Origin of the sequence: Vibrio echinoideorum (assembly GCF_024347455.1) — a bacterium.
Lineage (GTDB): Bacteria > Pseudomonadota > Gammaproteobacteria > Enterobacterales > Vibrionaceae > Vibrio > Vibrio echinoideorum.
This window is the reverse complement of sequence record NZ_AP025483.1, coordinates 3,162,103-3,184,102: the sequence shown is the minus strand read 5'-3', so window position 1 is coordinate 3,184,102 and position 22,000 is coordinate 3,162,103. Positions and strand designations below refer to the sequence as shown.

The following is a 22,000-nucleotide window of genomic DNA, read 5'->3' as shown; positions in this document are numbered from 1 at the left end:
AGAGGAATTATTAGAATAGTAACCTCAGAAGCTCTTCACCATATAGAAATGGTGACAGTTGAAGGGATTCAGCCCGCTCAACCGATAATAAAGGTCCTACATCCTTTTATTATCTCGGCACTGCTCCCCATAAATGTTTTGTATTGGAAATGCGGTTCCACAAAACATCTGCCTGGGCAGTGCTCCTCTTCTGCTAGATAGCCGTTTCATTGAACGTTTTTGTGGTAACAATGTCAATCCGTAACTGGAGATATTTAAAAAATAATTTTAACAATTATGTGACACTGGTGTGACCTCAATACTTTTAGCTAATTGCTGAGGTGATCGATTTGCTTTAGGGTGGAATGTTCACACCATTAACGTAAGGGATGTACATGTCTAATTTAACACTCACTACTGCTATCGAGAGCTTTTATCCGCCACACCGAACGTTAATGGGGCCGGGGCCTTCAGACATTTCTCCTCAAGTTTTACAGGCCTTAAGCCGTCCAACCATTGGTCACCTCGACCCGTTATTTATCGCGATGATGGATGAGCTGAAACAACTTCTTAAGTACGCATTCCAAACAGAGAATGAATTTACGATTGCTGTTTCTGCTCCAGGCAGTGCGGGTATGGAAACGTGTTTTGTTAACTTGATTGAGCCTGGCGAGAAGGTGATTGTTTGTCGCAACGGTGTTTTCGGTGAACGTATGCGAGAGAATGTTGTGCGTTGTGGTGGCGAAGCGATCCTTGTTGATGACGAGTGGGGCAAGCCAGTTTCCGTTGAAAAGGTCGAAAAAGCATTGGCAGAAAACCCTGATGCTGTAGCTGTCGCATTTGTGCATGCAGAAACGTCGACTGGAGCGTTATCGGATGCTAAAGCTATTTCCGCAGTAGCTCGTCAGTTTGATGCATTGTCGATTGTTGATGCGGTGACATCATTAGGTGGTGTACCACTCTTGGTTGATGAATGGCAGCTTGATGCGGTTTATTCTGGCAGTCAAAAATGTCTATCTTGCGTTCCTGGTCTGTCTCCTGTGACTTTCTCTCAACGTGCGGTTGAGAAGATGAAGGCGCGTCAAACGCCAGTACAAAGCTGGTTCCTAGATCAGAGCTTGGTACTCGGTTACTGGAGTGGAGAAGGTAAGCGTAGCTACCACCACACGGCACCCGTGAACAGCCTGTATGCTTTGCATGAGTCGTTGGTTTTACTGAAAAATGAAGGGTTAGACAACGCTTGGTCACGTCATTACGCGATGCACCAAGATCTTAAAGCTGGCGTAGAAGCTTTGGGGTTAAAGTTTGTCGTTGATGAAGAGAGCCGCTTGCCTCAATTGAATGCGCTTTACTTCCCTGAAGGGATTGACGAAGCCAAAATAAGAACACAGCTGTTAGAAGAGTATAATCTTGAAATCGGTGCAGGCCTTGGCTCTTTAGCTGGGAAGGCTTGGCGTATTGGTTTAATGGGTTATGGTGCTCGAAAAGAGAATGTCGCATTGTGCTTAAAAGCGTTGCAAGACGTTTTAAAATAGCGGTAATAAACTGAATTTCAAAAGAAAAGCGCACGAGAGATCGTGCGCTTTTTTGTGTCTAGACTAAACGTCAATATGGTGAATTCACTCTAGATTCCTTGGCATCATTTAGCAGAAGAAATGTTGTTTTCAGCTTCTGATATTTTCTTATATTGAACCTTGGAAAAGTCTCTATTTGGGAACAAAAAGCTCGCTTCGCTACGAATTTGTTCTGCCTTGCTGTGATCGCCCAACCCTTGATAAGCAAGAATAAGATTGCTGTAGAAAGCAGGCCTTGGTTTGCTCTTTATTATTTCCAGAGACCAATCAACATAAGGTTGGATCAGGCTAGGATCAGCTTTGTAGAGGCCAATATTTAGATACGTGCTGTACACATCCCAATCATAGCGATCTTTCCAAACCACCGGGTTTGTCACCTGCTTAAGAATATCCGGGTTCTTAGGCTTAGACAGTTCAAATTGAGTTAGCACATAATTGGTATGCAGCGCGCTCAACATATAGAAACTCACCAAGATCGGAACCACCAAGCTAGATACTCTAAACAGGGTTTTACTCACGATACTAAACGGCTGTTGATAGTGCCGAGAAGAACGTTGATCAACCCAGTAAATCAATACGATGAATGTTATCCAGTGAATCGCAGAATGATAAAAAGGATACTCGAGCTGAGAGTGCAAGAGTATGGGGATAAATAGCGCGAGCAGTGCTAGACGTGTTCCGTTCGTTGAGCTTGCTATACGTGACATGACTAAAAACGCAGCAATTAAGATCCCGATAATTGGTACTATTCCGCCTTCAACTCCCCAAAACAGGAATTCATTGTGCGGGTGATCCATTGAAGGAAGGCCGGGATGATAATTTGAGTTGAGTTGATGCTGGCGAGCCGTGTATAGCGTGTACTCGGATTCGAATTTCCCGTAGCCATAACCTGTAAATGGCTTTTCTATCATCATGTCCAACGCTTGTGGGAAGGTATAAGCTCTTGGGCTTTCTAGGTTTGCCTTCTTACTCGCGAAACTATCTGTTGCACTGAGACTGATCACCGAAAAAGCGATGGCGATACCGACTAGCACTGATGCGCACCATCCGTAAAATCGCTTCTTAGTCGAGAATTTGTATAGGTAAGGCAGAATACATATTAACCCTATTACGGCGGCCAACCAGCCAGTTCGTGATGCAATAATAATTAATAGCGGCACGGTTAAGGTTGGGGTTAAATAAAGTAAAATCGATTCGCTAATCTTATGGTTATATTTCGCAGGTTGCCTCGCCAAAAGATACGCTGAAAGCACAAAACCAGTAGCTAAAAAGCTAGCCATTACATTCGGTTGTTGGAATATTCCATAAGGTCGATTAGCCGCAGTGTTGTAACCAAATAGATTGCCGGGTTCCAGTAAGAAATATTGCACGTAACCAAAGAGTGCTTGTATAACCACAGCAAGCACAATGAACCACAACATGCGTTGCTTGTGTTTATTGCTGAATTTGAATTGTTGAAGGACTACGAATAAGGCAAAGCCCGCCCATAATCCAAGTAAGCGGCCTGACACTCCTTGAGGTGAGGCATTACTGTATAGAATAGGCAGTGTGAGTATGATGCAGCTAATCAGCAAGCCAACGGTTAATTTGGAATACTTGAGTACTCGGTTGGTTGCGAGTTGGTAGAAGCCAATTGCCAATGTAAAACTAAGAGCTAACCAAGTGGTCGGATTAAAAGATAAAGCAAGGCCAGAGCCGCCAGGGTTAGGCATGAAAAAATGCATGGCTAATAAGAATACAACAGCTAAAGAGGCTAGAAATGCCTTATTCAGCGGTAGTTGGGCTCTCTGATTTTCTAGCTGGGTACCGCTAGTATGTATTGTTGCCATAAATCCCTAACCTTATAAAAACGGAGCTTGTTCCTTTTGAAACAAGCTCCGTTACTTTAACATTTTTCTGTCTGCTCGCAGGGCGCTATTTTACACCTACTTCAAATTTAACATAGGCTTAAGGAAGCGAGCGGTGTGTGAGCCTTCGACGAGTGCCACATCTTCAGGTGTACCTTCTGCAACAATTTCACCACCACCTTGACCACCTTCAGGTCCTAAATCTAGGACCCAGTCTGCAGTTTTGACAACATCTAGGTTATGTTCAATCACGACAACGGTATTTCCGTGATCACGTAACCTGTGTAATACCGTTAATAGCTGCTGAATATCATGGAAGTGTAGCCCAGTTGTTGGCTCATCAAGAATGTATAGGGTTTTTCCTGTATCTCGTTTAGAAAGTTCACGCGCAAGTTTGACTCGTTGTGCTTCTCCGCCAGATAAGGTTGTCGCCGCTTGCCCTAGTCGAATATAAGAAAGGCCCACATCCATTAAAGTTTGCAGTTTACGCGCAATGACCGGAACTGGATTGAAGTACTCGCGAGCATCTTCTACAGTCATTTCTAGCACTTCATCAATGGTTTTTCCTTTGTAGCGAACTTCTAAGGTTTCACGGTTATAGCGTTTACCTTTACACACATCACACGGTACATACACATCTGGTAAGAAGTGCATTTCTACCTTGATTACGCCATCACCCTGACACGCTTCACAGCGTCCGCCACGAACGTTGAAACTGAATCGTCCCGGTTTATAGCCACGAGATCGCGACTCTTGTGTACCCGCAAATAACTCACGGATTGGAGTGAAGATCCCAGTATAAGTGGCAGGGTTTGATCTTGGCGTTCGACCGATAGGGCTCTGATCGATGTCGATTACCTTATCAAAATGTTCTAACCCTTTAATCTTCTTATGTGGCGCGGCTACCGCTGTGGTTGCACCATTGAGTTGGGTATGGGCGACTTTAAAGAAGGTATCGTTGATCAGTGTTGATTTACCTGAACCTGATACGCCGGTAATGCAACTAAATAAGCCGACAGGAATGGTTGCGGTGATATTTTTTAGGTTGTTACCCGTTGCTCCAATGATCTCTACGACCTTTTTTTTGTCGATAGGTGTTCTTTCTTTGGGTATGGAAATTTCTTTGGCGCCGCTCAGGTACTGCCCAGTCAATGATTCTGGGTTATCGAGAATATCTTGCATTGTCCCTTCTGCGACCACATGGCCACCGTGAACTCCCGCTCCTGGACCAATATCGATAACATGGTCAGCACAACGGATTGCATCTTCATCATGTTCAACGACAAGAACGGTATTACCTAAATCTCTTAAGTGAACCAGAGTTTTCAATAGACGTTCATTATCACGCTGGTGGAGGCCAATCGACGGCTCATCGAGTACGTACATAACGCCAACTAAGCCAGCTCCTATTTGGCTTGCTAAGCGGATACGTTGTGCTTCACCGCCAGATAACGTTTCTGCACTGCGTGATAGATTAAGGTAATTCAAACCAACGTTCACTAAGAAGTGCAGGCGGTCATTGATCTCTTTCATCACCTTGTCTGCGATTTGTCCACGCTGACCGTCCAATTTTAATTCTTGGAAAAATTGCAGTGCGTCGGCAATGCTGAGTTCAACAATTTCAGGGAGTGTCGTGTCACCAATAAAGACGTTTCTCGCTTCTAATCTCAAACGCGTGCCGTTACAGCTAGAGCAAGATTTCGTCGAAATGTATTTAGCTAAATCTTCACGTACAGCGCTCGATTCAGTGTCATGGTAACGACGTTCTAACGTGTTGAGAATACCTTCAAATGGGTGACGCTTGACTCGGATATCACCACGATCATTGATATATTTGAATTCGACCTCTGTGCGGCCAGATCCTTTCAGAATGATCTCTTGAGTTTTCTTTGGCAAAGAATTAAATGGTGCATAAAGATCAAAACCATAATGATCCGATAGCGACGTCAGCATCTGAAAATAGTAGTAATTCTTTTGATCCCAGCCTTTTATAGCACCTTCTGCAATGCTTAGGTTCTCATCCAAAATCACTCGACTTGGGTCGAAATATTGTTGAACACCAAGTCCATCACAAGTACCACATGCACCTGCTGGGTTGTTGAATGAAAACAGACGAGGCTCAAGTTCCTGCATGCTGTAGCCACATTTGGGACAAGCGAAGTTTGCAGAAAATACGATCTCTTCTTGTTCGGTGTCGTCCATCCAACCGACAACAGCAATGCCGCCAGAGAGTTCTAATGTGGTTTCAAACGATTCAGCCAGGCGTTGTTGAAGATCAGGGCGAACCTTAAATCGATCAACGACCACCTCGATGGTGTGCTTCTTATGTAACTCAAGTGTTGGTGGATCGGATAGGTCACAAGTTTCTCCGTCAATTCGAGCGCGGATAAAACCTTGAGCGGCTAAATTTTCAAGTGTTTTGACATGCTCACCTTTACGCTCTTTGACGATAGGCGCCATTAGCATCATCTTTGAACCTTCAGGGAGTTCCAACACTTTATCGACCATTTGGCTGATGGTTTGCGCAGCCAGAGGGGTATTGTGATCTGGACAGCGTGGTTCACCTACTCGCGCATAGAGCAACCTTAAGTAATCATAGACTTCCGTAATGGTCCCCACGGTTGAACGAGGGTTGTGAGAGGTCGATTTCTGTTCTATTGAGATAGCGGGAGATAAACCTTCGATGTGGTCGACATCAGGCTTTTCCATAAGAGATAGAAATTGGCGAGCATAAGCAGACAAAGACTCGACATAGCGACGCTGCCCTTCTGCGTAGAGAGTATCAAACGCAAGTGACGATTTTCCTGACCCGGATAATCCCGTGATAACAGTGAGTTTGTCACGAGGTATGGTTAGGTTAATGTCTTTGAGGTTATGCGTACGAGCGCCTCTGATTTCTATTTTATCCATCTCAACAGACCATGTAATTTTAAGTGGATAAAGTATTACATAGAGTGAGATTTGTGCAAAGTTTTACTGGATAAAAAAACAGTAAACAAAAAAGGGTGACTCTTTTGAGTCACCCTTTGAATAATTTATTACGCAGCTAACTAACCGTTAATTGTTATTAGTTAATAAGCCAAAACCAGTGATTAAGCTTCTTTTGTTGTTGAGTGCTTACCTAGCTCGATTTGTTGCTGGTCTTTTTTGTATAGGTTTTCAAAGCAGTAGTTTGTTGCCTCGATATAGCCTTCTACACTACCGCAGTCAAAACGTTGGCCTTTAAATTTGTAGGCTAATACACAGCCTGATTTTGCTTGTTTTAACAATGCATCAGTAATCTGGATCTCGCCGCCTTTACCTGGCTCTGTCTGCTCGATAAGTTCAAAGATGTCTGGAGTCAGAATGTAACGGCCAATGATCGCGAGATTACTTGGTGCAGTGCCTGGCTCTGGCTTCTCAACCATGTCGTCAACACGGAAAAGATCATCTTTAATCATTTCACCAGAGATAACACCGTATTTGTGTGTTTCGTTTTCTGGCACTTCTTGTACTGCAACAATTGAACAACGGAATTGTTTGTACAGCGCAACCATTTGAGCCAGAACGCCCTGCTGCTCATTTACACAAAGGTCATCGGCAAGCACAACTGCGAATGGTTCATCACCCACAAGTTCGCGACCCGTTAAGATAGCGTGGCCAAGGCCTTTCATTTCACGTTGACGAATGTAAGTGAAGTTTGCTGCTTCAATCGTCTCACGGATATTGATCAGCAGGTCTTCTTTATTTGTACCGCTGATCTGATGTTCGAGTTCGTAGTTTTTATCGAAGTGATCCATCAGAGAATGCTTACCACGACCGGTAACAATGCACATGCCGTCCATACCGGCTTCGATAGCTTCTTCAACGCCGTATTCAATTAAAGGCTTGTTTACAACAGGCATCATTTCTTTAGGCATTGACTTAGTCGCAGGTAAGAAGCGTGTACCGTAGCCAGCTGCCGGGAAAAGGCACTTTTTGATCATGATAAGACCCTTTATCTATAATAATTATTATTCAACCTGAATGGCTGATATTTCTGAGGGCAACTCTAGCATAAGTTATGTCGAAAATTCAGCAACAATACGTATGGTTTACTAGAGTTTCCCTCAAAATTATCATCAGTTTAAGAGGCTGATCAATTATGCAAGTAAGTTCTGATTAGCCCAGGCGATGGCTTGGACTCTATTTTTAACCGCTAACTTACGGAATATCTGATAAAGGTGAGATTTGACGGTGAATTCGCTAATAAACAAATCATCGGCTATTTGAGTGTTTGATGAGCCAGATTGAAGGCAACGAATCACCTGGATCTCCCTAATGGTTAAATCGACATTGGTGGGTGTCGTGTTGGTGTTGACCATATTGCGGTAATAAAAAAGAAGTTGGTTCGTTACCTTTCTGGGTAACCAGTTGTCACCATTAATGACCTCTTTAAGCCCTTTTGCTATTTTAACTTTTTGTTCAGAATCATAAAACAACCCTTTTAAGACACCATAGGTAAGTAGCTCTGATGTAGTAAGTTGCTGGGGGACGTTGAACAATATGATCTCATGATTTTTCCACATGACGGGTAAATTAGGGAACACCATGACTAACTTTGGTACCTCTTTGTAATCGATGAGCAAGATACGGTTGCTCTGTTTTCTATCGAAAAGCATCAAGTCGTCCGCTGTCATCTTGTAGAGTGGAATAAATAAGTGCTTTTCTATCTCTTTTACATGCAGATAGGTGTCGCTTGGGTCGATGCACAGAAAGTGTAAAGTGCGAGCGTATCGAGATTTTCTCATTGAAACTCCTTGTTCAATTTGGGTTAGATTTCACGTTGTCATGCATGCTTCGGCTTCTCTAGCGCCTTAATGGTGACTTGCGTTGAATATCAATTCCCAAAGTAAATGAGTGGTTTGTAAGTGGAGAAAAAAGCAACATCGCTCTGAATATCATGATTTGTTACGTTTTTATTCTTTGTATTAGAGCGAGAATAGGAATGCGATTTATCACTGTAGAAAAGCATGCTATTCTTGTGCGCTAAAATTTTCTGAGACTATGAATTTAGACGGAGCAAATCATGGCTAGCCGTGGAGTTAACAAAGTTATATTAGTGGGTAACCTAGGTAATGACCCTGAAATTCGTTACATGCCCAATGGCGGCGCAGTAGCGAACATTACCATTGCAACGTCAGAGTCATGGCGTGACAAAGCAACTGGCGAACAGCGTGAAAAAACAGAATGGCACCGTGTTGCTCTGTTTGGCAAGCTGGCGGAAGTTGCTGGTGAATACCTACGTAAAGGTTCTCAAGTTTACATTGAAGGTCAACTTCAGACACGTAAATGGCAAGATCAAAGCGGTCAAGATCGCTACACAACTGAAGTGGTTGTTCAAGGCTTCAATGGTGTAATGCAAATGCTTGGTGGCCGTGCTCAAGGTGGTGCTCCTGCTCAAGGTGGTATGGGTAACCAACAGCAAGGTAGTTGGGGTCAGCCACAACAACCACAGCAGCAGCAGCAACAACCACAACAACAGCAACAGCAATACAGTGCTCCTGCTCAACAGCAGCCGAAAGCACCTCAACAAGCTCCTCAGCAGGCTCAACCTCAATATAATGAGCCGCCAATGGATTTTGATGATGACATCCCATTTTAAGCCCTGTTTTTAATATATTATAAAGACAGTATTAAATTGGAAAAAGCCGCGTTCATCGCGGCTTTTTGTTACCTAGAATTCTTAACGCTTTATTTACAACGTCAATTTATAGTATAAGTAGCAATACGGTATAATGTGAGTTGAAAAGGATTTCGTTATTCATGAGATATACCCCCACACTAAAATTGAGCACTCGCTTAGTGGCGTTTGTCACCGTGATTGTTATCAGTGCGATGTTCATTCTTTTTATCGGTGGCACACTGTCTTTTAAGCGTATTGGGCAGGAATATTTAGACCATTATTTGGTTGGTATTGTCGACGTTGTAGATAAAGAGATGGAAGATCCAGACGCTGCGTATTCGATGCAGCGTTGGATGCCTAAGATGTTGCAGGCGAGCAATATTGTTGAGATGAAACTCTCGAACAAGACGGGCATCGTTTATCGCTTCAAAGATACTTCCCCGCAAATTGACCCTAATCGCCTCTATGAAAGAAGTTTTGTTTTAGAGCGAAATGAAGGCTATCGAATCGAGTTTAAAGCTCTTCCTCCTTACATTGGTTATAACTACTCAATGGAAGCGATGTGGTCGATTACTTTAGCGGTTGCTTTGATTATTTTCTGTCTGGTACGTGGTGTCCGATGGCTGAAAGAGCAGCTAATGGGATCCGAAATGTTGGAGGAGCGAGGAAGAATGCTTCTCGCTGGGCAAGTTGAAGCTCATGCAAAAGGAGATGAGCGAGAGTGGCCATATACTGCGAGTGAAGCCCTTGATGTACTGATTGAGGAGTTACAAGATGCTCGTCAGGAGCGAAGCCGCTTTGATACCTTTATCCGCACCCATACCTTCTTAGATAAGCTTACTGGCACAGCCAATCGAGTCTTATTTGATAACAAGCTTGAATCGGCCCTGCATGAAAGTGGTGCTAGAGGTGGCGTATTGTTGATTCGCATTGACGAATGGGAACCAGTTCGTGATGCCAATGATAAACAAATCACTGACGGCTTTATTATTGAAGTCGGAGAAGTATTGTCGAATATTGTTCAGCGCTATCCTGATGTTATTTTCTCTCGCTATTACGAAGCAGACTTTGCGGTGTTTATTCCTCACCAAGGATCAAAGGATATTGCAACGTTGGCGGCTCAATGTTTAAGACAGTTAGATAAACTAACGCCACCGGAGCCTTTGGAACCTGACAATTGGTGTCATATTGGTGTGACAATGTATACCGAAGGCGAACGCCATAGTCAGATTATGGATGAAACTGAAACGGCATTAAAAAGCGCCCAGTTGGAGCGCATTAATAACTGGAGCCGTTACCCTAAGCAGAATACAAATGAGTTGGATAGAGGCAGTGTTCGTTGGAGAACACTACTTGATAAAGCTCTGCTCCCTGAAAATTTAGTAATCTTTGCTCAGCGGTGTTATCTTATGCCGGAATCTGGTCAAGCTAATGAATTACATAGAGAAATATTCACTAGAATTCAGGATCCTGATAAAGGTTTATTGAAATCGTCTCGATTTATGCCCGCAGTAGAGCAAGTTGGTTATCAAGCTCAAATGGATCAATCGGTTCTGAAGGTGTTGCTGAAGTCGCTAAAAGAATCAACAACCCTTACCAACTATTCGGTGAACTTGAACGTTACGCCGTTTGCTAATAAACAGCATTTTAAGTGGTTTAGAAGTGAGTTGTTACAGCTCTCCGCTCAGCATCGCTCCCAATTAGCTTTTGAGTTTCCAGAAGGACATCTTATTGCTCATCTCGATTATATGAGACCGGTGGCAAAGATGTTGAAGGGGTTAGGGTGTAAAGTCATTGTTGGCCAAGCAGGGCGAACCATTGTTAGTACTCACTATATAAAAGATTTAAAGGTTAACTTTATTAAGCTTCATCGAAGCCTAATAAAGAAAATAGATCAAAGGCATGAGAACCAACTGTTTGTCCGTAGTTTAATTGGGGCATGTGGTGACTCCCCAACTCAAGTTATTGCGGTGGGAGTCGAGACAAAGCAAGAAAAGAATACCTTGATAGAGTTAGGTATTAACGGCTATCAAGGGAGATATTTCGACGAAGAACAACAGATCATCCCTTTGCCTAACCAAGGTGAAAATACAGTGAAAACTGAATCTGCTGTAAAAGTTGGACGAAGAAATCGATGGCGTAAGAGTAGTAGTTAAAAATGAATTTTAAAGCGATTTTAGACAAGATAAAGCCAACGAATAATCAAGGCAGCTCTCAAGTTGTCATGTTAGGCAACGATGCCGTTTATATGTCATCAACAGAACCTGAACTGCAAGTAACCAGTATTCCTGTCGTTAACGGGGACTGGGAAAGCGCGCTGAAGAAATCGCTTAATAGTGAGGCGTTTACTAGCAATAGCCTGCAATTAATTGTTTGTGCTAACTACTACCAAACTTTCCAAATTGATAAACCGGATATTCCCGAGAGCGAATGGTCGGTGGCCCTGCCTTTTTTACTGAAAGACCTTGTTTCTGAAAGAGTGACCGAGATTACGGCGAGTGCTGTAGCACTGCCTACGTCTAATAAGCTACAAGTGTATGTTTTACCGAAAAAGCTGTTAGATAAGCTTGTGAATATTGCTAACTCAACGCAGGTTGAGTTAAGTGGTGTCGCCCCTGAAGACGAAATTTGGGGCTATAGCGCAGGTGAACTTTCTAATTTTATCTTGTTGCAGCGGAGTATTAACTCGCACTTTAAGCTTGGCGCATTTGTTGAAAATACGGTTTGCTTCCAAAGAACGATCCGCAGTGTTGTCCCTCCCTTAACGGGAGTTGCATCAAGTGCTCTGCAGTTAGATGGTCTTGCCTTAGAGCTCCAACGCTCGATTGATTACCTTTCTTCACAAATTAAAGGCACTCAACTTCATCAGTTAAAAATCTGCTGTGATGAAGAAGACGAGGCTGAATTACAAAACGCGTTAAACAACACATTGAGTTCAACGGTTTCTCTATTAGTTGAGGGAGAGCGCGAAAATTCAGAAAGTTTGTTGGTTAAGCTTGCGGCTGAAAAAACTGTTTTTAACGTCAATCTTTATCCTGAACACCTGAAGCCTAAAAAAGAATATTTCACCCTCACAAATGTGGCCGCGAGTTGGGGGCTTGTTTGTATATTGCTACTTGGTGGCTACTTTGTAATGCAATATCAAACGTCGAACTTGGATAAAGAACTCACAGCTTTGCAACATGACTCGAACCAGCTTAACAAGCAAGTTAACCAATTGAATAGTAAGTTAACTCAGCATAAACCGTCTCCAGAGAAAGTGGCTGCAGTTGCGCGTCTCAAACGTGAGACACAAGCAAAAAAAGAAGCTTTAAAGGCGGTTGGACAATACGACGAATCACAACAAGTCGGGTATTCTGGCGTCATGAATTCCTTAGCTAAATTAGGTCGAAATGATATCTCGCTTTCGCACATTTACATGACTCACGATATTCTAGATCTTAGTGGTTTTGCTCGTAACGCAAATGTCGTTCCTAATTGGATCGGTCAGTTTAAAAGTGAGCTTAATTTAGTCGGGCGTGCCTTTGAAAAATTAAAAATTGGTCGCAATGACCAAGATGTGGTGACATTTGAGTTAAGTACTCGCAGGGAGAGTAAATAATGCAACAGTGGAACCAGCTTAACGATAAGTTTCTTGCCTTAAGTCAGAGAGAGAAATGGCTACTTTTCGTATGCGGTTTTGTTGGGCTATCCATGTTGTTGTTCACCTTGTTGGTTGAGCCTGCTTATCTTAATTTACAGGCAAAAAATGCTAAGGCGATGAGCCTGACTCAATCAAATCAAAGACATCAGGGAGAGTTGCTTGTTCTGCAAGCTAAGCTCAATAAAGACCCAGACAAAGAAATTAATCTTGAGTACAAAAAACTACTAATAGAAAGCCAAGACCTTTCACTTCAGTTATCAGAGATTGTGGATGGATTGATCTCGCCTTCTCAAATGTCTCAGCTATTGGAGAGCGTTCTCAATGCCGGAAATGGACTTAAGCTCGAATCGCTAGAGTCGTTAAAACCAGAAGCTATTTCGAACAATCAAGAGACCAGTGAATATTCAGGTTACTTTCTTCACCCGGTGAGAATGGAATTGACGGGCAGCTACTTTGATATTTCCGCTTATCTTCAAGCGCTTGAATCACTTCCTGTTAGTTATTACTGGCGAACATTTAAATACTCAGTTGAAGAGTATCCAAAAGCTCGATTGGTGTTCGAAGTTTACACATTAGGTACTAGACAGGAGTTTATCGGTGGTTAGAACTCTATTGTTTGCCTTACTTTTTAGTAGCTCAGTGGTTTGGGCTGAGCAAGACCCAACGGCGCCATTAGGCTGGTTGACGCCACAACAAAAAACAACGTCAGCTAAAAAGGCGCCAACTCGATACCGCTTACCTTCTCTAGAAAGCATTGTGTGCAAAGGCGATACACCTTGCTATGCCATTATGAATGGTCAGATTCTCGGCCAAGGAGAAACGATCAGAGGGTACCGAGTTAAGAATATAGATCCAGAATACGTCACTCTGCAGAGAAGCTCTAAGCAGTGGAAATTAGAGATGTTCTCTTTAGATGTTAAGAATAATTAAGGTTAGAGTGAAGACATGCGTAAACTTGTAGTAGCAATTCTAGTGTCATCTTTAGTCGGCTGTTCGATGGGACATAGAGATCCTGTTGAGATAAAAGAATCTTTGAACGAATCAATTAATGAAGCGAATAGTAGAGCGCTTCATGAGCTTCCTACGTCGGTTCAAGACGACCTCATGCCACAACTTGACTCTGACTCGATGTCTCCGAATATGGAAACGGTTAAGCGTTTTCGTATTCAAGCTAATGGTGTTGAAGCAAGAACCTTCTTTGCTAGCCTAGTTAAAGGCACCGAATATAGCGCAGCTATCCACCCCAACGTTGCCGGAAAACTTACTTTAAATCTAACCGATGTGACGTTAGACGAAGTACTTGCGGTTGCTCAAGATATGTATGGCTACGATATTGAAAAGCGCGGCAAAGTGATTCAGGTCTATCCTGCCGGCCTTCGAACGGTAACGATTCCTGTCGATTACTTACAAGTTAAGCGTTCTGGTCGTTCATTAACGACGATTACCACAGGCACGATCTCTAACTCAGACTCGAACTCATCAAGTTCTTCAAGTTCTAACTCTAGCTCGTCGAATTCATCTAACTCCTCTAATTCATCGAATTCGACCTCGAACGGTGGTACTGAGATTGAAACGACCTCTGAAAGCGATTTTTGGCCACAACTTGAAGCGGCTGTTGCTCACCTCATTGGTTCTGGTGAAGGACAAAGTGTTGTGGTAACTCCGCAAGCCAGTGTGATTACGGTGCGAGCTTACCCTGATGAAATCCGTGAGGTGCGAGAGTTCTTAGGCATTTCTCAGAAACGTTTGCAGCGCCAAGTTATTTTGGAAGCAAAAATCATGGAAGTCACCTTAAGTGATGGCTATCAGCAGGGGATTAGTTGGTCTAATTTATCTAAATCTATTGGCAGCGGTGGGGTTGTTATTGACCGACCAGGTGGAACATTACCTCCATTAGATGCAATCAGCTCTTTGTTAGGCGGACAAACCAACGTAACGATTTCAGATGGCAGCTTTGAAGCGGTTTTGAGCTTTATGGATACTCAAGGTGACCTTAATGTTCTATCGAGCCCGCGAGTAACGGCTGCAAATAACCAGAAAGCCGTTATCAAAGTGGGTACTGATGAGTATTACGTAACAGATCTATCAAGTTCGGTCGGCAGTGGTGATAACGCAAATGTGGCTCCTGAAGTCGAGCTAACTCCATTCTTCTCTGGTATCTCTTTGGATGTGACCCCTCAGATAGATGATAAAGGCAGTGTATTCTTACATGTTCATCCTGCCGTTATTGAGGTAGAGGAAGAAGTGAAGGAGCTCAACCTAGGTTCAACAACAGGCTTGGTGCAACTTCCTTTGGCGAAAAGCTCTATTCGTGAATCTGACTCAGTGATTCGTGCAAAAGATGGCGACGTGGTTGTGATTGGTGGATTAATGAAATCAAATACCAGTGATATCACTTCTAAAGTTCCATTCCTTGGTGATATCCCAGGGTTAGGTCACCTGTTCCGCAACACCAATCAATTGACTCAAAAAACTGAGCTTGTGATCTTGCTTAAACCGACAATCGTCGGCGTGAACACATGGCAAACTGAGTTAGAGCGTTCTCGAGATCTATTGCAGCAGTGGTTCCCTGATGAAGAGTAATCGCTCACTTTCTCAATGTAGATTGGCAGCATCTAACTAAGCTAGGTCATCTTATGTATCAAGCTCACTTTGGTTTTGAACAGCTGCCATTTACCTTAACGCCGAATACCGATTTCTTTTATGGTTTAGCGCCTCATTTCGAAGCGATTCAAACGGTGATCTCGGCGTTAGAGATGGGAGAGGGCGTAATCAAAGTTACTGGCGAAGTCGGTACGGGGAAAACCATGGTTTGTCGGATGCTGGTTAATCACTTAAAGGATTGTACGGCGTTAATCTACCTGCCAAACCCTGTGTTGTCTGGTGCAGACCTGCGTCAAGCCGTCGCTAAAGAGTTAGGTTTGACTATTGAGAATGAAGCAACCTTGGTTGATAACATTCAGCATAAGCTCATTGAATTGCACAATTCAGGTTTAAGAGTGGTAGCGATTCTTGATGAGGCTCAAGCTCTATCGGATGAAGCGTTAGAAACATTAAGGTTGTTCGGTAATCTTGAAACTGAAGATAAAAAATTACTTCAGATAGTGTTACTCGGACAACCTGAACTGGATGTCAGGCTAGAGGCTTATCATCTTAGGCAGTTTCGCCAAAGAATTACTTTTAGTTCAACACTGAGGCCACTCACTCTCGATGAAACGGTGGCGTATATTGATAATCGGATCGCTAAATCTGGTGGTAATCCTGAGTTGTTCAGCTTGAATCAAAAAAAAGCGATTTGTCGCTCATCGTTAGGTATTCCAAGATTGATAAATCAACTATGCCATAAGGCTCTTTTGCTCTCGTTCAGTGAAGATAAGAAAAGTATCGACAACCAGCACCTATTTTCAGCCATGCATGAAACATACGATGTGTGTAAGCCTAAATTTAAAACGCCAATACTGTGGGGTTGGAATTAACTATGAGCGTCATTAATAACGCCTTGTCTGAATTGGCAAAGAAAAAATCAGCAACCTCGATTGAAGCCGCCGTAGTGCCTAAAATCAAAACGCGCTCTCCATTGGTTTGGTTAGTGGCAGGTTTTACTCTGAGCTTGGCAATGGGCGGATGGGCGATATCACAAGGTCCTGCCGTTGAACATTCAATCTCAACTCGAGATTCACAAATTCAGGTTTCTGTCGTAGAGAGTTCGGGAGAAATGGCGGATGTTGTTACTCAAACTCTCTCATCGCCAACCAAGAAATTAGTGACGTTAGATTTAACGCCCCGCTCAGCAGAAAACACAGTGGCGGCAAATAGTGCTCAAGCTAAGCCAACGACAACGTCTAGTACTTCTAAAGCAACAAAACCCCACGTTACGCCTAAACAGTTAAGCTCGGCTAAAACGAGTAATGCTGACATTCCAAAGCCGATGTATGTGGCTAATGTAGCGAAAAGCAGTCCGACATCTAGTTCTGATGAGTTGAAAGGCTCAGAAAATAGCGAAATGCTGATTGAGCAAGTAGAGCTAACGCCAGAGCAATTATCGGAGAATGCACAAGGGCGAGCTCAGAAAGCGTTAGATGCAAATGATCTTAACGGTGCTTTAAAAGGTTATACCGAGGCCCTGCGTTACTCCTCAAGAAACGAGGACGTCCGTCAGAAACTCGCAATTCTCTATTTTGGTAAGGGTGATACTCGTAAAGCCTATGAGCTTTATCAATCAGGTATCAAACTTAATACCAATAGTGAAAAGCTGCGCCTAGGTTTATCAAAACTGCTCGTCAAAGCAAATCAAGCAGAAGCCGCTTTGAGTCCATTAGTACACTTACCGCCAAATCCAACCAAAGACTATTTAGCAATGCGTGCGGCTTTGAGTCAAAAATCGCAACAAGAAGAGATAGCATTAGAGAGTTATCGAAAGTTAGTTGAAGTCGATTCAGATAATGCACGCTGGTGGCTGGGCTTGGCGATTCAACAAGAACGACAGCTTGATTTTACTGCAGCAAAAGAATCATACCAAGGCGCTTTGACCAGAGTTGGAATCTCATCTCAATCGCAAAACTTTGTGCGTGACCGGTTAAAAATACTCGATGCCTTAGAGGAGAGCGACGATGCAAATTAGATTAAGAAAGCGATTGGGTGATTTGCTTGTAGAAGAAGGCATTATTACCGAGGCTCAAGTAGAACAGGCTCTGGCCGCTCAGAAAAGTACCGGTCGTAAGCTAGGTGATGCGCTGATTGAACTTGGCTTCTTATCAGAGCAGCAAATGCTGAGCTTTTTATCCCAACAGCTTGCTATTCCTCTTATTGATTTGAGCCGAGCCGTTGTCGATGTTGAAGCGGTGCAGCTTTTACCTGAGGTACATGCTCGTCGACTTCGTGCATTGGTTATTGGACGTCAAGGCGATACGTTACGTGTCGCGATGAGTGATCCCGCCGATCTATTTGCGCAAGAATCGTTACTGGGTCAGCTAGGTGATTACGCTTTAGAATTTGTGGTTGCTCAAGAACGACAATTAGTCGATGGCTTTGATCGCTATTACCGCCGAACTAAAGAAATCGCCTCTTTCGCTGAGCAGCTACATGCAGAGCATCAAGTTAATGATGCCTTTGATTTTGATATAGCAGATGAAGACAGTGACGAAGTTACCGTCGTTAAACTCATAAACTCATTGTTTGAAGATGCAATCCAAGTTGGTGCTTCTGATATCCATATTGAGCCCGATTCAAACGTCTTGCGTCTTCGTCAGCGTATTGATGGCGTGCTGCATGAAACACTGTTGAATGAAGTGAATATTGCTTCCGCACTTGTACTGCGTTTGAAGCTGATGGCCAATCTTGATATCTCAGAGAAACGTCTTCCTCAAGACGGCCGCTTCAATATTCGCGCGAAAGGCCAATCTGTCGATATTCGTATGTCGACCATGCCTGTGCAGCATGGCGAATCTGTAGTTATGCGTTTACTTAACCAATCAGCAGGTCTTCGTAAATTAGAAGCATCAGGCATTCCGAGTGATCTTCTGATTAGACTTCGTCAACAGTTACGACGCCCACATGGGATGATCTTGGTAACTGGCCCGACGGGTTCAGGTAAAACAACCACCCTTTATGGCGCGTTAAGTGAATTAAACGAACCGGGTAAAAAGATCATTACCGCAGAAGATCCGGTGGAATATCGTCTTCCTCGTGTTAATCAGGTTCAAGTAAACCCTAAGATCAATCTCGACTTCTCAACTATCTTGAGAACTTTCTTGCGTCAGGATCCCGATATTATCCTTATTGGTGAGATGCGTGACCAAGAAACCGTCGAGATTGGCTTGCGAGCGGCACTTACCGGACACTTAGTATTGAGTACATTACATACTAACGACGCGGTAGACAGTGCGCTGCGCATGATGGATATGGGTGCACCCGGTTATCTAGTGGCAAGCGCTGTTAGAGCGGTTGTCGCACAACGATTGGTTCGTAAAGTGTGCGCCGATTGTAAGGTTGACGATGAGCTGGATGAACCTCGCAAACAGTGGCTAAGTGTTCGCTTCCCTAATCAAGTAGGCGTCCCATTCATGAAGGGACGTGGTTGTCAGAACTGTAACTTAACGGGTTACCGCGGGCGTATTGGTGTATTTGAAATGCTAGAACTAGAGCAAAACATGATGGATGCGCTTAGAGCTAATGATGCGGTTGGTTTTGCTCAAACAGCAAGGCAGTCTGAAAATTACAAACCGCTATTGGCTTCTGCGATGGAACTGGCTTTACAAGGTGTGGTGAGTCTCGATGAGATAATGCACCTTGGTGAAGGCGATGCTTCCGGAGCAACCGACCCAATTTATCTGTAGGGGTAAAGAGATATGCCAACATATCGTTATGTAGGTCGTAGTTCTGATGGTAGCCAAGTCAGTGGTCAATTAGATGCGAATAACGAAGATCTTGCTGCTGAAAGCCTGATGAATAAGGGGATCATTCCAACCTCTATCAAGCTGGGGAAAAGTGGCGGTTCAGTATTGGATATGGACGTATCTAGCTTGTTTTCGCCGAATGTTCCTTTGGAAGTATTGGTTCTGTTTTGCCGACAGTTATACAGCCTCACTAAAGCGGGTGTTCCATTATTACGGTCGATGAAAGGCCTGACCCAAAACTGTGAAAATAAGCAGTTAAAAGCCGCCCTCGAAGAAGTGGTCGCTGAATTAACGAATGGTCGTGGATTAGCGGCATCGATGCAAATGCATCCAAATGTGTTTAGTCTGCTATTTGTTTCGATGATCAGTGTGGGTGAAAATACCGGTCGTTTAGATCAGGCGCTGCTGCAATTAGCGGGATACTATGAACAAGAGGTTGAAACTCGTAAGCGAATCAAAACGGCGATGCGTTATCCAACCTTCGTGATCAGCTTTATCTTGATCGCGATGTTCATTCTCAACATTAAGGTTATCCCACAGTTCTCGAGCATGTTCTCGCGCTTTGGTGTGGATCTTCCGCTACCCACTCGTATCTTAATTGGTATGTCTGAGTTCTTTGTGAATTATTGGGGCTTAATGCTTGCGGTGATCTTTGGTCTTATCTTTGCTTTTAAAGCATGGGTTAAAACCGATAAAGGGCTAGAACGATGGGATAGGATGCGTCTAAAAATACCAGTAATTGGTGGTGTAGTTAATCGAGCTTTGTTGTCGCGTTTTTCTCGTACTTTCGCATTGATGTTGAAAGCGGGTGTGCCATTGAATCAGTCATTATCTCTATCGGCTGAGGCGTTAGATAACCGCTTTTTAGAACTACGAGTTCAGGCTATGAAAGCAGCTATAGAAGCCGGTAGTACCGTATCTTCTACCGCAATAAACAGCGAAATTTTCACACCCTTAGTGATACAAATGATCTCGGTAGGTGAAGAGACAGGTCGTATTGATGAGCTATTGCTCGAGGTGTCAGATTTTTATGATCGAGAAGTTGACTACGATTTGAAAACCTTAACCGCTAGGATTGAGCCGATTTTATTAGTGGTTGTTGCTGGCATGGTACTGATTCTGGCTTTGGGTATATTCCTACCAATGTGGGGAATGCTAGATGCAATCAAAGGCTAGGGAATGCTAAATAACCTACAACGCTCACGTTTTGTTATTTGGAGTGTGGTTATTCTTTTTCTAATTGTAGGGTTGCTTTCTGCATGGGAAACCGTCGAAGAAGAAGCGACTAATACGGCATTGATCGTCGCGAGTAAGCGGATTTTAGAGCAAGCAAACCTGTACAAACAACAGTATATTTTGAAGGGAAATCAGCTAAAAAAAGATTCAGAACAATCGAGAGTTTATAGCCGAACAGGTTGGGTAAAGCCGATTCAAGGGGCGGATCGTGATTGCGATTATTGGCTGGAACAATTGTTTCCTCAACAGAGCATTTTAGGGCTAAGTTCTCCCAGTATTGAAGATAAAAGTGATAACATACAATTTCACTGCCTTTATCATTATAGTGATAAGTATCAGATAGATATATTACTCAAAAAAGAAAGATTTAGTGTGAGAGCCAATATTTTGGCTTTGTGAAAATATTGACACTGTTTTTATGGTTTTATACGTGTGCAAATGTATAATGCGCGTTAACAATTAGATGAGTAGGTAGAAAATGCTTAAAAATCAAAAGGGTTTCTCCCTAGTCGAATTGGTCATCGTTATTGTCGTCGTTGGTTTATTGGCGGTAGCTGCTTTACCTCGCTTCTTAGACGTGACAGATGAAGCCAAAAAATCAAGCATTGAAGGTGTTGCTGGTGGTTTTGCAACCGCAGTTTTGTCGGCGAGAGCACAATGGGAAGCTGAAGCAAGACCATCTGAGAAGATTGGTGTTGAAACATACAATACTGTAAACTACGATGGTGTTGATTTTTGGTTAACAAGATCAAAGAACAGCAACAATGTGGAAACCGACTTTCGAGACGGCTACCCATGGACTCTGAATAACAACTCTGGCGTAGCGCCACAAGATATTTCAGACCAAACCTGTTCTGAATTGATGGAAAACTTACTGCAGAACCCACCTAAAGTTGGTGCGGTTTCAGATGTTGATAGCGATTCAAATTACAAATATTCAGCGCAAGCAAATTCAGGTGATGCAACGTGTACTTACATTCAGTTAGAAGGTAATACCGAGCACCAATTTGTTTACGAAATTAAAACTGGTCGTGTGACCGTAACTTTGCAGTAAGTCTGCGTAAAATTAAACATAGAGAGAGCTTAACTATGAAAAGACAAGGCGGTTTCACCCTAATTGAACTAGTGGTTGTAATTGTTATTCTGGGTATTCTTGCTGTAACTGCGGCACCACGTTTCCTAAACCTGCAAGATGATGCGAAAGACGCAACGCTTGAAGGTTTAGCTGGTGCAATTCAAGGCTCTGCAAGTATTATTTATGGTAAGTCTGCAATTGAAGGTTTTGAGAGCACTTCTGGTGCTCTGAGCGCTAGTGGTGCAACAATCAACACTACTTTTGGCTACCCGAACGCAACTCAGAATGACATTACAAATATTGTTCAAGGCATCGGTGATGATTTTGAGTTTATTGGAACTGTAGATAATTCAAACCCAGCGCAAGTAACTTTTGGTATTCCAAACTACACGACTAACTGTGTTGTATACACTCAAGCAACTAATGCGAATACGGCAGCTACTGCAAACGTAGTGTCTACGGGAACAAATACAATTTGTTCTTCTAACTAAAGCAAATTGTATATCAGTGTTTTATTAGGCCAGCACCTGTGCTGGCCTTTTTTCCATCTGCTACACAAATATCAAAACTATTCATATACATAAGATCGTAAGCTTCGTTATCTTGT

The 22,000-nt window shown here is 43.1% G+C and carries 18 protein-coding genes and 1 riboswitch; of the genes, 14 read left to right on the top strand and 4 right to left on the bottom strand.

The genetic code is table 11. From position 1 onward, the window contains the following. Positions 1–20: 20 nt before the first annotated feature. Positions 21–198: riboswitch (Lysine riboswitch) on the bottom strand. A gap of 176 nt (positions 199–374) precedes the next feature. Further along, positions 375–1,514 carry a pyridoxal-phosphate-dependent aminotransferase family protein gene (locus OCV36_RS14275; protein ID WP_017073005.1) on the top strand — a complete coding sequence of 380 codons (1,140 nt, stop codon included), beginning with the start codon at positions 375–377 and terminating at the stop codon, positions 1,512–1,514. A 104-nt stretch (positions 1,515–1,618) separates the two neighbouring features. On the opposite strand, the gene OCV36_RS14270 is transcribed toward OCV36_RS14275, so the two are convergent. The 4 genes from OCV36_RS14270 to OCV36_RS14255 all read right to left on the bottom strand — a co-directional run bounded on the left by OCV36_RS14270 (position 1,619) and on the right by OCV36_RS14255 (position 8,169). Continuing rightward, positions 1,619–3,382 carry a PglL family O-oligosaccharyltransferase gene (locus tag OCV36_RS14270; protein ID WP_135456109.1) on the bottom strand — a complete coding sequence of 588 codons (1,764 nt, stop codon included), beginning with the start codon at positions 3,380–3,382 and terminating at the stop codon, positions 1,619–1,621. Positions 3,383–3,478: 96 nt separating this feature from the next. Next, complete coding sequence (gene uvrA, locus OCV36_RS14265) at positions 3,479–6,310, bottom strand: excinuclease ABC subunit UvrA (RefSeq protein ID WP_102573406.1); 2,832 nt, start codon at positions 6,308–6,310, stop codon at positions 3,479–3,481. A 182-nt stretch (positions 6,311–6,492) separates the two neighbouring features. Next, positions 6,493–7,365 (bottom strand): UTP--glucose-1-phosphate uridylyltransferase GalU, encoded by an 873-nt coding sequence (gene galU, locus OCV36_RS14260; protein WP_102573407.1) that lies wholly within the window; start codon positions 7,363–7,365, stop codon positions 6,493–6,495. Between the two features lie 156 nt (positions 7,366–7,521). Beyond that, the gene (locus OCV36_RS14255; protein WP_017073009.1) at positions 7,522–8,169 is read right to left on the bottom strand and encodes a LuxR C-terminal-related transcriptional regulator; all 648 of its coding nucleotides are present in this window, start codon (positions 8,167–8,169) and stop codon (positions 7,522–7,524) included. 278 nt (positions 8,170–8,447) lie between these two features. On the opposite strand from OCV36_RS14255, the gene OCV36_RS14250 reads away from it, so the two are divergent. The 13 genes from OCV36_RS14250 (at position 8,448) to OCV36_RS14190 (ending at position 21,884) form a co-directional block, all read left to right on the top strand. Then, complete coding sequence (locus OCV36_RS14250; protein ID WP_135456111.1) at positions 8,448–9,023, top strand: single-stranded DNA-binding protein; 576 nt, start codon at positions 8,448–8,450, stop codon at positions 9,021–9,023. Positions 9,024–9,184: 161 nt separating this feature from the next. Then, on the top strand, positions 9,185–11,200 hold the full coding sequence (gene csrD / locus OCV36_RS14245; protein WP_135456113.1) for an RNase E specificity factor CsrD: 2,016 nt from the start codon (positions 9,185–9,187) through the stop codon (positions 11,198–11,200). A 2-nt stretch (positions 11,201–11,202) separates the two neighbouring features. After that, positions 11,203–12,645: an MSHA biogenesis protein MshI gene (locus OCV36_RS14240; RefSeq protein WP_102450757.1), complete on the top strand. Its 1,443-nt coding sequence runs from the start codon at positions 11,203–11,205 to the stop codon at positions 12,643–12,645. Next, complete coding sequence (gene pilO / locus OCV36_RS14235) at positions 12,645–13,292, top strand: type 4a pilus biogenesis protein PilO (protein ID WP_017073013.1); 648 nt, start codon at positions 12,645–12,647, stop codon at positions 13,290–13,292. Before OCV36_RS14240 ends, pilO begins: the two co-directional genes overlap by 1 nt. Further along, positions 13,285–13,617, top strand: coding sequence for an MSHA biogenesis protein MshK (locus OCV36_RS14230; RefSeq protein ID WP_135456115.1), 333 nt, complete (start codon positions 13,285–13,287; stop codon positions 13,615–13,617). Before pilO ends, OCV36_RS14230 begins: the two co-directional genes overlap by 8 nt. Positions 13,618–13,632: 15 nt before the next feature. Next, positions 13,633–15,270, top strand: a complete 1,638-nt coding sequence (mshL, locus tag OCV36_RS14225) for a pilus (MSHA type) biogenesis protein MshL (RefSeq protein WP_135456117.1) — start codon at positions 13,633–13,635, stop codon at positions 15,268–15,270. Positions 15,271–15,323: 53 nt separating this feature from the next. Then, on the top strand, positions 15,324–16,163 hold the full coding sequence (locus tag OCV36_RS14220) for an ExeA family protein (RefSeq protein WP_017073016.1): 840 nt from the start codon (positions 15,324–15,326) through the stop codon (positions 16,161–16,163). Positions 16,164–16,165: 2 nt separating this feature from the next. Beyond that, entirely contained in the window at positions 16,166–17,308 is a 1,143-nt protein-coding gene (locus OCV36_RS14215; protein ID WP_135456119.1) for a tetratricopeptide repeat protein, read from the top strand. Further along, complete coding sequence (locus tag OCV36_RS14210) at positions 17,298–19,022, top strand: GspE/PulE family protein (RefSeq protein WP_017073018.1); 1,725 nt, start codon at positions 17,298–17,300, stop codon at positions 19,020–19,022. Before OCV36_RS14215 ends, OCV36_RS14210 begins: the two co-directional genes overlap by 11 nt. A 12-nt stretch (positions 19,023–19,034) precedes the next feature. After that, positions 19,035–20,258 (top strand): type II secretion system F family protein, encoded by a 1,224-nt coding sequence (locus OCV36_RS14205; RefSeq protein ID WP_135456121.1) that lies wholly within the window; start codon positions 19,035–19,037, stop codon positions 20,256–20,258. Between the two features lie 3 nt (positions 20,259–20,261). Then, positions 20,262–20,717, top strand: a complete 456-nt coding sequence (locus OCV36_RS14200) for an MSHA biogenesis protein MshF (RefSeq protein ID WP_135456122.1) — start codon at positions 20,262–20,264, stop codon at positions 20,715–20,717. A gap of 79 nt (positions 20,718–20,796) precedes the next feature. Further along, positions 20,797–21,372 carry a prepilin-type N-terminal cleavage/methylation domain-containing protein gene (locus tag OCV36_RS14195; protein ID WP_102450763.1) on the top strand — a complete coding sequence of 192 codons (576 nt, stop codon included), beginning with the start codon at positions 20,797–20,799 and terminating at the stop codon, positions 21,370–21,372. Positions 21,373–21,407: 35 nt separating this feature from the next. Next, positions 21,408–21,884 (top strand): type II secretion system protein, encoded by a 477-nt coding sequence (locus OCV36_RS14190; protein ID WP_135456125.1) that lies wholly within the window; start codon positions 21,408–21,410, stop codon positions 21,882–21,884. Positions 21,885–22,000 lie beyond the last annotated feature (116 nt).

Coding starts and splice junctions, on each gene's coding strand:
- OCV36_RS14275 (WP_017073005.1), top strand. CDS start 375: ATGTCTAATTTAACACTCACTACTGCTATCGAGAGCTTTTATCCGCCA.
- OCV36_RS14270 (WP_135456109.1), bottom strand. CDS start 3,382: ATGGCAACAATACATACTAGCGGTACCCAGCTAGAAAATCAGAGAGCC.
- uvrA (WP_102573406.1), bottom strand. CDS start 6,310: ATGGATAAAATAGAAATCAGAGGCGCTCGTACGCATAACCTCAAAGAC.
- galU (WP_102573407.1), bottom strand. CDS start 7,365: ATGATCAAAAAGTGCCTTTTCCCGGCAGCTGGCTACGGTACACGCTTC.
- OCV36_RS14255 (WP_017073009.1), bottom strand. CDS start 8,169: ATGAGAAAATCTCGATACGCTCGCACTTTACACTTTCTGTGCATCGAC.
- OCV36_RS14250 (WP_135456111.1), top strand. CDS start 8,448: ATGGCTAGCCGTGGAGTTAACAAAGTTATATTAGTGGGTAACCTAGGT.
- csrD (WP_135456113.1), top strand. CDS start 9,185: ATGAGATATACCCCCACACTAAAATTGAGCACTCGCTTAGTGGCGTTT.
- OCV36_RS14240 (WP_102450757.1), top strand. CDS start 11,203: ATGAATTTTAAAGCGATTTTAGACAAGATAAAGCCAACGAATAATCAA.
- pilO (WP_017073013.1), top strand. CDS start 12,645: ATGCAACAGTGGAACCAGCTTAACGATAAGTTTCTTGCCTTAAGTCAG.
- mshL (WP_135456117.1), top strand. CDS start 13,633: ATGCGTAAACTTGTAGTAGCAATTCTAGTGTCATCTTTAGTCGGCTGT.
- OCV36_RS14220 (WP_017073016.1), top strand. CDS start 15,324: ATGTATCAAGCTCACTTTGGTTTTGAACAGCTGCCATTTACCTTAACG.
- OCV36_RS14215 (WP_135456119.1), top strand. CDS start 16,166: ATGAGCGTCATTAATAACGCCTTGTCTGAATTGGCAAAGAAAAAATCA.
- OCV36_RS14210 (WP_017073018.1), top strand. CDS start 17,298: ATGCAAATTAGATTAAGAAAGCGATTGGGTGATTTGCTTGTAGAAGAA.
- OCV36_RS14205 (WP_135456121.1), top strand. CDS start 19,035: ATGCCAACATATCGTTATGTAGGTCGTAGTTCTGATGGTAGCCAAGTC.
- OCV36_RS14200 (WP_135456122.1), top strand. CDS start 20,262: ATGCTAAATAACCTACAACGCTCACGTTTTGTTATTTGGAGTGTGGTT.
- OCV36_RS14195 (WP_102450763.1), top strand. CDS start 20,797: ATGCTTAAAAATCAAAAGGGTTTCTCCCTAGTCGAATTGGTCATCGTT.
- OCV36_RS14190 (WP_135456125.1), top strand. CDS start 21,408: ATGAAAAGACAAGGCGGTTTCACCCTAATTGAACTAGTGGTTGTAATT.